Genomic DNA, 13,390 nt, shown 5'->3' with positions numbered 1-13,390 from the left:
TAGGCAGCTCAGAAAGTGTTGTGGGTGCTCTAGCGCGGCCTCAGCAAGTTCACTGCCGCATAGGCAGCTCAGAAAAGGCCAGCATGGGCGCCAAAAAAAAGCCCTCATGTTCACTGCCGCATAGGCAGCTCAGAAAATCGGGGGTCTCCGCTGGTGGCGGTGGGTGCGGTTCACTGCCGCATAGGCAGCTCAGAAAGATCTCCCAACAATAGCCAAGAGCGCACGCCTGTTCACTGCCGCATAGGCAGCTCAGAAACGAACCGGGACATCACGATCGGGCACAGCATCGTTCACTGCCGCATAGGCAGCTCAGAAATTGAGCGCATGCCCGCGGGAAGCTACGGCAGCGTTCACTGCCGCATAGGCAGCTCAGAAATGCCAAGGCCAGGTCTGCGAGTACGGCGGCACGTTCACTGCCGCATAGGCAGCTCAGAAATGAATCAGTCAACTCAGGCAAAACACCGGAGTGTTCACTGCCGCATAGGCAGCTCAGAAATGGGGAACCTGCTACCGGCGTTTCCTGTGGTCGTTCACTGCCGCATAGGCAGCTCAGAAATGAATCTCTATGATTCAGGCGTGCTTGTTTCTGTTCACTGCCGCATAGGCAGCTCAGAAATCTGAGACAGCGTCCACGCTTCGATGTGCTTTGTTCACTGCCGCATAGGCAGCTCAGAAATAGCAGTGAAGCGCACCGCAACACGAACGACGGTTCACTGCCGCATAGGCAGCTCAGAAAGTTTTCGGCAGCGTCCACTTTTCAGTCGTAGCGTTCACTGCCGCATAGGCAGCTCAGAAAACGCGTAAACATCACGCTCGATGCTTGGTTGTGTTCACTGCCGCATAGGCAGCTCAGAAAGATCTCGGAGTAGTTGCTGCACCCGCGCAAATGTTCACTGCCGCATAGGCAGCTCAGAAAATCGATGGCTGGGCACTGGCTCCAACACAGCTGTTCACTGCCGCATAGGCAGCTCAGAAAGGTGAGGTCTTTATCGGCGCGCCGATTCTCTGCGTTCACTGCCGCATAGGCAGCTCAGAAACGGACGAAACAGGCGAAACGCATCAGTGAAAAAGTTCACTGCCGCATAGGCAGCTCAGAAATCGAATGGATCGCATACGCCTGGCTTGCGATGCGTTCACTGCCGCATAGGCAGCTCAGAAAGACTGCGGCAAAGGTTGGCGCCTATCTGTCAGGTTCACTGCCGCATAGGCAGCTCAGAAACGATCGGGACTGATCTGAAAGACGGTGCCTGTGTTCACTGCCGCATAGGCAGCTCAGAAAACCGAACCTCGGCGGGACTGCCGAGCGTGTGAGTTCACTGCCGCATAGGCAGCTCAGAAATTGAGAAGCACCAGACCCTGGAGGGGAATCTGGTTCACTGCCGCATAGGCAGCTCAGAAATATCGGCGGCTGGAACATGACCCGCGTGACGAGTTCACTGCCGCATAGGCAGCTCAGAAACTCAACTGGCATCGGATACGTCTGCTTGATCTGTTCACTGCCGCATAGGCAGCTCAGAAAGTCAAGCGTCTGGCACGTTGGCGAGATGTTCGGTTCACTGCCGCATAGGCAGCTCAGAAATACAGTGTCGACGGAACCTACCTGGTCGAAATGTTCACTGCCGCATAGGCAGCTCAGAAACGCTGGCCATGTCGCGATGAATAGCCAGTCACGTTCACTGCCGCATAGGCAGCTCAGAAATATGACGGCTCGGCTTACGCCTGGAACCGACGGTTCACTGCCGCATAGGCAGCTCAGAAATGGCACAGCCACTGCAGCACCACATTCAGCCGGTTCACTGCCGCATAGGCAGCTCAGAAAAAGGATTCAACACGCTTAACCGCCATCAGACGGTTCACTGCCGCATAGGCAGCTCAGAAATCCGAGCGGTGGCGCGACAAGACCACCGGCGAGTTCACTGCCGCATAGGCAGCTCAGAAATTTGATGCCGAGGCCTGGCCCGCGTTGCGCAAGTTCACTGCCGCATAGGCAGCTCAGAAACAACGCCTCCGGTTGCATTCACATCGCGCCAGGTTCACTGCCGCATAGGCAGCTCAGAAAGACTGCATGTGAACCTCCCCCAAGGTAATCGTTTAGCCCCCCTCTAAACCCAGGGGGGCTAAACGATTACGATATCGGATGATACGGTTATCGTGGATGTCATGGCGAGTCAGCGGTAAACCTTGCTCCTGTGATCGATAGAAAGCGCCAACACCACGCAACGGTCATCGATGAGCCGGCAAATCAGCCGGTAATCGCCGATGCGATAGCGCCACAACTCTGTCAGCGTGCCTTGTAAGGCTTTGCCAAAACGGCGAGGACTGTCTTCTGTCATCAGACGCTTGCGAATGAACGTGCCAATTCGCCGTTGCGTCGTGCGATCTAGGCGCTTGAGATCGCGCTGCGCCCGACCCGTGACCTCAACGTGCCAGACCAAGGCGCTTTTCCACTTCAGACCAAGGTGTTGTTGTTTCCTCGCCAGACTCAAGCTGCCGGCAGACCTCCTCGGCTGTCTGAACATCCTGCAAATCCTGCAAGTAGCTCAGGACAGCCTCGTCAAGCAATGCTTGCACGGGGATGCCGAGCGATTGCGCGGTCGCGTTCAAACGTTGTTCAAGATTTGGATTGAGAGCAAGCATGGAAGGCTCCTGATGCGTCAGGCGATCGTTACAGATTGAATTCGAGTTGGGCAGGCAGGCTGATGTTCTGGCTTGGCTCAGGAGCTGAGAGTACCGCTGAGGATGTGCTCTCTAACGATCGTTTCTTGCGTTCGTTATCCCAGTATTCCGCCAGCGTCGGAAACTCCTTGCGCAACCCGCCGTGGAATCGTCCCAAGGCGGCAGCGCGGGCACGATAACGTTGCTCGCCGCTACGGGGGCCAGCCTCGAAGGCGTTGTGCAGGATGTCTTCAGCGCGGCTGGCCATGTCCAGATACCAGGCCAGGCGCACGGCCTCGGGATCTTCAGCGTCGAGTTCCTCGTTCAGTCCGAGCGAACCCTCGAAGAATCTGGCGTCCTCGTTCTGCTCGAAGGCTTTGGCGAAGCGACTTGCTTTGTCGGTCACGCTGTCGTTGTCATTGAAGGCCGACACACCGTTTGCGAACAGCGTCGCAAGCGCCTTCCACAGCACCTTGCGCATCTTGCTGATGTCGGACACTCGACCTTCAGCGATCTTCGCGAGTTTGTCGGTGCTCTTTTTGATCATCAACGCACGAACCTTGGGTGAGATCGGGACACGCCGCTCGTGGTAGCCCTCAGTCTTGCCTTGGCCCCTTGTCACCCCGCGCGCCAGCATGACAATGCCTTGCTTGCCATCCTCGTTCGTTAGTGTTTGCGCAATCGGCGCGCGGTACTTGTGACCAAAGAGCAGCTCCGATGTGAGCTTGTAGTCGAACCCTTTGCTGCTGATGGTGAGCGCCTTGCCCTCTGCGGTTTCGACCGGCATCCAGGCGTCGCCCGTGACGCCGTTGCGGGTCTTGGCCTCGATGCGGGCGCATTTGCTGCCAGTCGACAGACACTGGATTCCATCAGGCGTCTCGATGAGACGGACCCGACGGCAGATCTCGATGTAGAACGGATCGAGCGCGGCGAAGGCAAGGCTCTCGGTGCCATTCCAGGGGCGCAGCCAAACCAGCGCGATCCCCTCTTGGTCGCGCAATTCCAGTGTATTGACGATCTCGGTCCGGGATGCCAACAAGGCGCTGACATCGCGCAGCCAGCGTCGTCCCCAACCGCCCATTGGCATCACCCCGAGCGAGGGTCGATTGCCGTACCCACTGTTCATGCGCGAGATCCCATACTTCCCTGAGCCTAGAATGCCTTCCTGTGTTTGCAGGCTGAGCAACGCTAGCAACCAGTCCTCGGGCGCTGACTGCTTCATGCGCGACACTTTCAGGTCATGATTCTTCGAGGTCACCAGCATGTCCAGCTTATCGGGTGCCTCGAGTCGGCCCTTCCAGGCCGAGATATCGCCCTCGAGTACCGGTGCCTGCAGCAAGGCTGGACGCTCGGGCGGCGCAATCAAACACCAAGCCGCGCCATCCGGATCATCAGGGGTCAGCGATAACAAGGCCGACTTCCATTCGTCTTCAGCGGCAAATGGCTCACTCCGACCAGCTTGATGCAAAGCAATGGCCGCGAGCTGGACTAGAAAGGCATGCCAAGGATGGCGTTGATGCGGCCGCAGTGCCGGAAAGTCGCGGATACCATCCGCGGCCAAGGCGACGAAGAGCGCTGGCAGGCTGAGGTGAACCCGGTGAGCATCGGTCAAACGCGCACCGATCAGCGGTTCATCAAGCAGTGAGTAACGCAAGGCCGTAGTCATCGTGAGTTTCTCCTTAACGTGAATCTCGCAAGATTCATCTGCCGGGGTGCTGCTGCACCATCCCCGTTAGATTCAGCCGTCGATCTTCTCCAAGCCCAGACGACTATAGCGGAAACGTGTGTTTCCTAGGCTGAACAGAACGGTTCCATCCTGGCATTCGATGGCCGATGGCTGCGCATCGGGATCAATGCCTTTGACGAGGAAATGCCGCACCGCCAACTGCCGCAGCGCTTGGCCAAAGGGGCCAATCGGCGCGGGCTCGAACATCAGCAGCCGGTCACGCTCACCGAGGCGGGTGGCAATCTTCAAATCCGTTGGAAAACCTTGCTGCTCATCGAAGGGCGTATCGACATCCAGGCCGTGCAACTGGGCAATGCTGCGCTCTGCCCCGGTTCGGCCATCAATCTGTTGCCCAAGCCGCCGCCAGTCTTCGCCCAAGGACTCGATTGCTCGTAATGGCTCAGGGTGCGTGGCGGCCTCGACCAGCGTCCGATTGTCGGCGGGAATGCTGATCGTTGGCCGTTCCTGGATGAGCCGGCGCGTTGCCTCAACACTGCGGAGGTCAGGATAGATGCCGTCGCCATCCCGAAAGGGTCCGAGTCCATGCTGGGCGCGCTTGAGTAGCGGTGATAGATCCTGACCCGGCGGTGTCAGCACCCAGGCTTGCGCGGTCCGATACGCCAGCGGGCGCTTGTCATCGGAGCGCTGATGACGATGCAGCCGGCCAATGCGCTGCAAGAGCACATCGATCGGGCAGAGATCAGTGATGAGCAGATCGGCATCCAGATCCAGGCTTTGCTCCAGGGTTTGGGTACCGACGACGATGCGCGCGCCTGGCGGGCGATGTTTGCCAAGCTGGGCTTGAATGGCCTGATCCAGCAGCGGCCGGTCGTCGCGGCTGAAACGGCTGTGATGCAGTGTCGCAACGCCGTTGACGGCGAACAGCCAGTCGACTGTTGGGATCAGCGCTTCCAGTGCCTGGAAGACGGCCAACGCGGCCGGGACGGTGTTGCGCACGATCAGCACCTTGGCATCCACTGATGCGGCCTCGATCGCCAAACGGGCAATCGCCTCGGGATCATCGATCAGATCACGCACACCCCAAGCGACGGTCTTGGCTGGTGTGGTCGACGCGATGCCGCGCAGCCCGTCGCGATCGGCAAGCGCTGGATACGGCATCTGGCAAGCGACATCGAACGCCGGTAGCGCAGCCTTGACCTGCGCGCCAAGACCCAGATAACGCGCTCTGGCACTGGCACCAAGCGTCGCCGACAGCAACAACGCATGGCCGCCACAACCGAGATGCGCTTTCAGCAAGCGCTCCAAGAGGGCCGTCATGTAGGGGTCCGAGGCATGCACCTCATCGACGACCAGCAGACTGCGCGCGAGCAGCGCATGGCGCAGATGCGAATGGCGCACCTGAAGGGCTCCGAGTAGCGCCTGGTCGATCGTGCCGATCGCGATCGATGCGGCGAGAAAGCGCTTTGGCGATTCAGCAGCCCAGCGCCGATGCGCCTCGGCGTCGGTCGGCTCATCCGGCCAGAGCACCTTGAACTTGGGCAGTGCTTTTGGCTCCTGTCCATCGGCGCCGGCGTACCCCGGCAGCGCGCGCACCGTGACAGGTGGATCAGTGGGCCAAAGGCGCCCGACGGCCGACAAGATGCGCTCGTAGACTTGGCTTGCAGACACCCGAGTGGGCAACGCAAAGTAGAGGCTGTCGACCTCGCCGCGTTGGAACAGATGCACGAACCGCCAGAGCGCCGCTTCGGTCTTGCCGCTGCCGGTCTCTGATTCGAGCACGAGCAAAGGGCCAAGCGCCGCATCCGCCATCGCGGCCTGGATCGGATAAGGCGGGTAGCCATCGAATACGGCTTCAAAGCTGGGGGAAGTCTGCGCTAGCCCCGTCTGCCAGCAAGTCGCATCCAGGCCCAGCGCCATCACCGCCTGCTCGGCTAGCGCGGGCGCATCCTGGGCGCGATCGCCGATGGCATTGGAGAGCGGAAAGAACTGGGTATCCGAGCCGAGCCAATCGGCCAACTGCACCAGGCCCGCGAACAGATGACCGAAGGCGGGTGCATCCGGGAGCGGCTCGCCACCTGTGGCAAAGGCCTCTGGATAGAGATTGATGGCGCCTTGACCGATCTCGGTCAGTACAGGCACGGGATCGTAGACGGCTTGACCATCCGCGCCGATCACCGGCTTCCAGTTGGCGCGGGGCCAATCGCCAGGGTCGGGATCGGCGATCGGGCGGCCGTGATGACTCACGGACGCGCGAAACAGCGCCGGGATTGCATCGCCCCACTGATCAATCGCCTCTAGCGGAAGACACTCAAGCAATGGGGCAAGAAAGTGCTCGTCTCGGAAGACCAGATCCAAGGCTTGGCCACCATGTCCAGCAGGGCGCGGCCAGCCTTGCGGGACTTCGTGCAGCAGCCAGCGCTTTGCCTGAAAGCCGCTATTGGCCTTACCGAGATCATGCAGGAACACCAGCAACGCAAGGCGCTCGATATCTCGAGGCGTGAGCCTGCGCCCGGCGGATCCTTCCAATGCGCGACGGACGCTTCGGCAGGCACACAATCGAACGAAGCAAGCAGCCACATCGATCAGGTGATCGAGCAGCGGCAGCCAGGCGACCAAATGGCCATCCGCATCTCGTTCCAGCTTCCCGAAAGCCCTAGACGACGGAAGAGCGATCCCAGACATACCAAAGCTCCTTTTTCTTCACCCTGTAGCCGCTGATCCTACCAGCCTGAGATCATGAGATCCTCTTCATCGCGATCTCACGGGCATCTGGATCGTTCGGCAGGGACATGACGGGCTCGGCCAATCGCTCAGCCCAAGGCACGCCAAGGCCTAACCTCGACTCCTTCACGCTGATAAGCCTCGTCGCCGCCATAGATCAGCCAAGGCGGCAGCGCCCGGTCACCGACCAGCGCTTGCCAACGGTGCAAGCTGCGCAGCCAGCTGTTGACCAGCGTGGCCCCGGATTTGATCTCGACCGCTCGCAAGCGAGTGCCATCCTCGAACAAGACATCGACTTCTTGACCGGTGTTGTTGCGCCAGAAGTACAACTCCGCCGGTTGCCCCTGGTTGAAGCGCTGCTTGATCAACTCCGAGACCACCAGCGTCTCGAACAGGGCACGACGTTGCGCATGGATACTGAGTCCATCGATGTCCTTGATGCCGAGCAAGGCCGCTGCCAGTCCGACATCAAGGAAGTAGAGCTTGGGCGTCTTCACCAGTCGTTTGCCGAAGTTTTCGTGATAGGGCTGCAGCAAGACGATCAGATAGCTCGCCTCAAGCACGGCCAGCCATTCGCGCGCGGTGCTGTGCGAGACGCCGGCATCGTTGGCCAGCGCGGACAGGTTCAGCAATTGCCCAGTGCGCGCCGCACACAACCTCACGAAGCGCTGGAACAGGCTGAGATCGCGCACCGCCAGCAATTGGCGGACATCGCGCTCCAAGTAGGTCGCGATGTAATTGGGGAACCAGTCCTGTGGCGAGAGCGGACGATCGTAGAGCGGCGGGTAGCCGCCTTGCCACATCATCTGATCCAAGGTCGGCGGCAGCGCGTCTACCGCGGTGAGTTCCGCGATCGAGAACGGCAACAGCTCGATGCGCCCGACGCGCCCGGCCAGCGACTGCGTGATCCCGGCGATCAGCCCGAACTGCTGCGAGCCGGTCAGGATGAAATCACCCATACGCTGGCGCGCATCGACATGCCCCTGCAGGTAGGACAGCAGCTCTGGCACCCGCTGCACCTCGTCGATCACCGCGCCATCCGGAAACCGCGCGAGAAATCCACGCGGATCAGTGAGGGCGAATTCACGGGTCTCCGGGTTCTCGAGAGAGGCATAGGGTCGCTCGGCAAACAGCGCGCGCGCGAGCGTGGTCTTTCCAGACTGACGTGGACCGGTAATCAGCAGTACCGGGAAGCCCTGCGCGAGGCGCTGAGCGGTGTGGGCGGCTTGGCGGGGTATCATGGCGCTCTGTTGCACATTGACGTTACAAATTGAAGATTCGACCTTCAAATTGTAAAGCAGGCGTTCAAGCAGGGTGCGACAGGACGCAGCCCGAGCGCCACTGACTGGAAGCGATCAGGAGCGCTATGATTCATGGTGACCATGAGATTGGCGAGCGCCCTGTCCGCTGCGCAGACCCGGAGCGACCGCCCCGGGGACATCGGTGCCGCAATCGCTTCCGCGTTGATGATTTCACCGTTGATCGCCACCTCCTAGTTCAATCTCGGGGTTAGTGGTCAGCGCCTAGATCGTCCAACCTGACCAACCCGACCAACCATCACACTCAGCAAGCAGCGCTACACATCACATCATGGCAAATTTGGCCACCGCAGACAGCAGCACCCAGCTCCAGAAACTCGAAGCAGCGATCGATCATCTCCTCAACGAGGCCAAGCGCTGCGGCGCCAGCGCCGCTGAGGCCGGCGTCAGCGCCAGCACCGGGCTCGAGGTGGCGGTGCGCATGGGCGAGATCGAGACCGTTGAGCATACCCGTGACCATGGGCTCGGCATCACCGTCTACTTCGGCAAGCGCAAGGGCTCGGCAAGCACCTCTGACCTGAGTGCCGCGGCGATCAGCGATGCCGTCGCGCAGGCCTGCAGCATCGCCAAGCACACCCAAGAGGACCCCTGCGCTGGGCTGGCACCCGCGGAGCTGATGGCACGCGCGTTTCCGAACCTGGATCTCGAGCACCCGTGGGGGATCAGCGTCGAGGAGGCGGTGCGCCTAGCGACCGAGTGCGAGGACGCGGCACGTGCGCAGGATGCGCGCATCGTCAACTCAGAAGGCGCCAGCCTCAGCACCCATGCCGGGATCAAGGTCTATGGCAACAGCCATGGCTTCGTCGGTGGCTATCCGAGCACTCGCCATGGCCTCAGCGTCGCCGTGGTCGGCAAGGTCGGCGACGACATGCAGCGCGATTATTGGTGGACCTCGGCGCGCGCGCCGGAGGATCTGGAATCGGCCGAGAGCGTTGGCCGACGCGCGGCCGAGCGCACCGTCGCCCGGCTTGGCGCTCGGCGGCTCGGCACGCGGCGCGCGCCGGTGCTGTTTCGCGCCGAGCAGGCGGCGGGGCTGTTGCGCCATCTGTGCGGCGCGATCAATGGCTCCAGCCTCTACCGCAAGATGAGCTTCCTGCTCGATCAACTTGGCGAGCCGATCTTCCCCGACTTCGTGCAGCTCAGCGAAGATCCGCTGCGCCCACGCGGACTCTCGAGCGCGCCCTTTGATGGTGATGGCGTGGCGACCGCGCCCAAGGATCTGCTGCGCGATGGGGTGCTGCAGACCTACCTGCTCGATCACTACTCGGCCTGTCGGCTCGGCATGACCACCACCGCCAATGCCGGCGGCGTGCGCAATCTCACCGTCGGCATGAGCGATCGGGATCGGGCAGCAATGCTGCGCGAACTCGGCACCGGGCTGTTCGTCACCGATTTGATGGGCCAAGGCGTGAACAATGTCACTGGCGATTATTCGCGCGGTGCCACCGGCTTTTGGGTCGAGCATGGCGAGATCCAGTATCCGGTCGAGGAGATCACCATTGCCGGTAATCTGAAGGACATGTTCAAGGGGCTGGTGGCGATCGGCAATGATTGTGACTTCGTCGGCAGCACCACGACGGGCTCCTGGCTGCTGGAGGAGATGACCATTGCTGGCGAATAAGCGTCAATGCGCCGGTCTAGGCCCTCCGCTGACCGTGCGGAACATCCAGCAATGGGCCTGTCGGCATGACGCGTGAACGCTCAATCGAGACAGTGAGCCCCGAGGTTCGCCCGGCCTGAAAACCGCACCGGTGACAACGAGCAGAGACGGAGACATGATCGATCCTAGCCAAGCCATTGCGCAGACCATCGCCATCATCGAGGCCGCGCCGGAATCCGCTGCCGCCCTCACGCTCTATGCCTTGGTGACGACGCTGGAATACGACCGCGCCGGCCGTCTGTTCAAGCTCAGCAAGCTCGGCGACCTGTCTGCTGAGCAGCGACAGATCGCCTACGGGCTGATGGAGCGCTCGGTGGTCGAGGGCATCGGTGATCCGGCCTGGGTCGAGGCCAAGGCGCGGATCGATCGCGCGATTCGGGGGGTCTAAAGAGGCCGGAAGCCGAGGGTGAAACCTACTTGCGCCGAGGGCTGATCTGAACCGGATGTTGCTTGATGTAGTCCTCGGCAAAGTCGAGATCGATCTCGAAGCCCTCCTCTAACTCACGCAGCTTGACCTGCTTGAGATCCGGCATCCTTTGCGCGAGCCAGGTGGTCATGGCGGCCACTAGGGCCTCGTCGTTGTCGCGGATCGCATGCGCCAGGTTGGCGGCGACGAACTGCGCCCGCTGGCCAAGGTCAGGGGCGCGGATGCGCACGCCATCGACATCGATCCCCTCGGCCTCCATCTTCCGATCCATCTTGTCGAGATAGGCCCCCTGATAGTCCGGCAGGGGCTTGTTGCGGTCGTATTCGACCTGAGCGATGCCGTTTAGCAGCACGGCCATCAGAGTGCTCATCGGGTGTAGTCCTCGTATCGGCATGGGGGGTTGCGATTGCGGCAGCGTCCATCAGGCGGCAGCGTCCATCAGCCGGCAACGTCCATCAGGCGGCAACGCGAGCGCATCGGATCAGGGCATCGGGTATCGGGCCTCGAGCCTCGGCTGCGATCTGTCATCTACAACCGATGATGGGCGCTGTTAGGCTTGTGCATTAATTGTCGAGCACCCACTACGACAACTCTCGACATAATACCGATTATGAGGCCATCCATGGCGAGCAAAACATCGACAACCGGGCTTTCGGTTCCCAGCAAGCGTCTGAGCCGCCTATGGCACATGGGGCGCGCGACCACCGATTTCGCCGCCGGCATCGGCCTGCGCGGCATGATCGAGCTGGCCCGCAGCCGCGAGGGCGATGGCCAGCGCATCCGCCTGAGTCCGGCGGCCACCGAGCGCCTGACCCATCGCCTGGCCCGCATGCGCGGGGCGGTGATGAAGATGGGGCAGTTGATGTCGATGGACGGCTCCGATGTGTTCACCCCCGAGGCCGCCGAGATCATGGCCACGCTGCGCGATCGCGCCGAGCCGATGCCGCTCAGCCAGCTCAATCGCGTGCTCAGCGCCGAGCTGGGCAAGGACTGGAACAAGCAGTTCAGACGCTTCGAGTTCCAGCCGATCGCCGCCGCCTCGATCGGCCAGGTGCATCGCGCCGAGACCCGCGATGGTCGCCGCCTGGCGCTCAAGGTGCAATTTCCGGGCGTGCGCGAGAGCATCGATAGCGATATCGCCAATCTCAGCTTCCTGAGCCGCAACTTCGGCATGATGCCGGAGGGCTTCGACCCGACGCCGATGCTCGAGGAGGCGCGCAAGCAACTGCATGAGGAGGCCGATTATGTGGCCGAGGCGGCCTCGCTGCGCGCCTATCGGGCGCTGATCGGCGATGATCCGGATTTCCTGGTGCCCGCCGTGCATGAGGATCTCTCGACCTCGCGCGTGTTGGCGATGGACTTTGCCGAGGGCGTGTCGATCGACCAACTGACCGACAGCCAGTACAGCCGCGGCGAGCGCAATCGCGTCGCCACGCTGATGTCGCGGCTAATGATCCGCGAGCTGTTCGACTTCGCCTTGGTGCAGACTGATCCGAACTTCGGCAACTTCCTCTACGATGCCGGGTCGCGCCGCATCGTCCTGCTCGATTTTGGCGCCACCCAGGCGGTGCCGCCGGCGCTGATCGACGGCTATCGGGCGCTGGCCCGCGCGACACTGGCTGCTGACCCAGCGGGGATGCGGCAGGGCGCGGTTGCGCTGGGCTATCTCGGCGACGAGGTGGCTGAGGAGCAGGCCGCTCGGCTGATTGATCTGATCGCGCTCTCTGGCGAGGTCATCAGCAGCGATGGTCCTTACGACTTCGGCAACTCGACCCTGTTCGAGCGGGTTTTCGCGCGTGGCCGGGAGATGTTCCAAGACAAGCAGTTCAGCCACATGCCGGAGCCGGCGACCATGTTCCTGCAGCGCAAGTTCGCCGGCATCTTCATGCTCTGCCGGCGCCTGCGGGCCGAGGTCGATCTGCGCGCGATGCTCGAGCCCTACCTGGTCGAGCCAGAGTCGCTGGAGCCTGATTCAGCCCGCGCCACCGTAATGGGTCGCTAGATAATCCAGGATCAGATCACGCACGGCGGGGTCCTCAATCTCCGCCATCCCCTGCTCCTCGACCATCCACTCCAAGGTCTCATCCCAGCGTTCGCGGCTCAGACCCTGCTGGGTCACCATGCGAATCGAATGACAAGCGGTGCAGGTATAGTAGACCTCCTCTCGGCCAGGGCCGGGAGGCAACCCTCTCCAGTTGCGCTTCTCTTCTTGGCCGAAGTGGGTCGACAGGTAGCTCAACATCTGTTCACGCGCCCAGTGTTCCGGCGCGATCATGCCCTTTTCCGCGATCATCTGCTCGATGATCGCCTGCCACTGATCGCGCGACTTCTTGCGATCGGTGAACTGCTCAAGCGCATGACAGGCGCGACAGGTGAAGTAGACCGCCTCGCGCCCCTCGCCGGCGGGCAGCCCACCATAGGCCGGTCCCTCGCGCTCGGGCGGTTCCGGCAGGGCGACGGCGGTGTCGCTCAGGGTCGCCAGATAGGCGATCAGATCGGCGCGCTCCTGCGCCGACTTGACCCCGGCAAACACCATGCGCGTGTTATGCGCCATCGCCGCTGGATCGAACAGATAGCGGCTCAGGGTCTCGAAATCCCAGTCCCCGCCGATGGCGCGTAGACCCTCGGTGTAATCGAAACCCGACTGCGAGGCGACCGGCCGACCGACCACGCCCCAGAGGTTCGGGCCAACCGTTGGCGCCGCTCCTGGCGCGGCGACATGGCAGGCCTTGCATTGTAGAAAGACCTTCTCACCCCGAGCCGCATCGGCCTCGGCCAGCCGCGGAGTGATCGGGTCGAGCTTGGTTTCGGCGCCAGCGCCCTGACTCAGGGCGCCGAGACCGGCCAAGCCGAGGGCCGCCAGCCAGCGGCCTAACACAAAACGCTGCATGCTCTGATCTTCCCCCTCTGCTCGATCAACC

At 61.8% G+C, this 13,390-nt stretch carries 10 protein-coding genes and 1 CRISPR repeat array (1 of these 11 only partly in view); of the genes, 3 read left to right on the top strand and 7 right to left on the bottom strand.

Annotated features, from left to right (window positions below):
- Positions 1–2,059: a CRISPR direct-repeat array (repeat unit 28 nt; unit sequence GTTCACTGCCGCATAGGCAGCTCAGAAA) (it extends 3,138 nt beyond the left edge of the window).
- Positions 2,060–2,168: 109 nt separating this feature from the next.
- From CCR96_RS07745 to CCR96_RS07725, 5 genes are all read right to left on the bottom strand, one after another.
- On the bottom strand, positions 2,169–2,519 hold the full coding sequence (locus CCR96_RS07745) for a type II toxin-antitoxin system RelE family toxin (protein WP_201219516.1): 351 nt from the start codon (positions 2,517–2,519) through the stop codon (positions 2,169–2,171).
- Complete coding sequence (gene relB, locus CCR96_RS07740) at positions 2,419–2,637, bottom strand: type II toxin-antitoxin system RelB family antitoxin (RefSeq protein WP_201219664.1); 219 nt, start codon at positions 2,635–2,637, stop codon at positions 2,419–2,421. Before relB ends, CCR96_RS07745 begins: the two co-directional genes overlap by 101 nt.
- A gap of 28 nt (positions 2,638–2,665) precedes the next feature.
- Positions 2,666–4,321 carry a type I-E CRISPR-associated protein Cse1/CasA gene (casA, locus tag CCR96_RS07735; RefSeq protein ID WP_201219514.1) on the bottom strand — a complete coding sequence of 552 codons (1,656 nt, stop codon included), beginning with the start codon at positions 4,319–4,321 and terminating at the stop codon, positions 2,666–2,668.
- Positions 4,322–4,393: 72 nt separating this feature from the next.
- Positions 4,394–7,024 (bottom strand): CRISPR-associated helicase Cas3', encoded by a 2,631-nt coding sequence (gene cas3 / locus CCR96_RS07730; RefSeq protein ID WP_201219512.1) that lies wholly within the window; start codon positions 7,022–7,024, stop codon positions 4,394–4,396.
- A 128-nt stretch (positions 7,025–7,152) separates the two neighbouring features.
- Positions 7,153–8,304 (bottom strand): ATP-binding protein, encoded by a 1,152-nt coding sequence (locus CCR96_RS07725; RefSeq protein ID WP_201219510.1) that lies wholly within the window; start codon positions 8,302–8,304, stop codon positions 7,153–7,155.
- Between the two features lie 349 nt (positions 8,305–8,653).
- Here CCR96_RS07725 and pmbA point away from each other — a divergent pair, with 349 nt between their 5' ends.
- Complete coding sequence (gene pmbA, locus CCR96_RS07720; RefSeq protein WP_201219508.1) at positions 8,654–10,003, top strand: metalloprotease PmbA; 1,350 nt, start codon at positions 8,654–8,656, stop codon at positions 10,001–10,003.
- Positions 10,004–10,157: 154 nt separating this feature from the next.
- Positions 10,158–10,430: a hypothetical protein gene (locus tag CCR96_RS07715; protein WP_201219506.1), complete on the top strand. Its 273-nt coding sequence runs from the start codon at positions 10,158–10,160 to the stop codon at positions 10,428–10,430.
- Between the two features lie 25 nt (positions 10,431–10,455).
- Here the strand turns inward: CCR96_RS07715 and CCR96_RS07710 are convergent, their stop codons facing one another.
- Complete coding sequence (locus tag CCR96_RS07710; protein ID WP_201219504.1) at positions 10,456–10,839, bottom strand: hypothetical protein; 384 nt, start codon at positions 10,837–10,839, stop codon at positions 10,456–10,458.
- Between the two features lie 252 nt (positions 10,840–11,091).
- Here CCR96_RS07710 and CCR96_RS07705 point away from each other — a divergent pair, with 252 nt between their 5' ends.
- On the top strand, positions 11,092–12,471 hold the full coding sequence (locus tag CCR96_RS07705) for an ABC1 kinase family protein (RefSeq protein ID WP_201219502.1): 1,380 nt from the start codon (positions 11,092–11,094) through the stop codon (positions 12,469–12,471).
- Here the strand turns inward: CCR96_RS07705 and CCR96_RS07700 are convergent.
- Complete coding sequence (locus tag CCR96_RS07700; protein ID WP_201219500.1) at positions 12,442–13,359, bottom strand: c-type cytochrome; 918 nt, start codon at positions 13,357–13,359, stop codon at positions 12,442–12,444. The two genes, CCR96_RS07705 and CCR96_RS07700, sit on opposite strands and share 30 nt — an antisense overlap.
- Positions 13,360–13,390 lie beyond the last annotated feature (31 nt).

Source organism: Halochromatium roseum (assembly GCF_016653315.1).
Lineage (GTDB): Bacteria > Pseudomonadota > Gammaproteobacteria > Chromatiales > Chromatiaceae > Lamprobacter > Lamprobacter roseus.
Note: the sequence above shows the minus strand (reverse complement) of the source record. Positions and strands in the feature narration are given on the sequence as shown.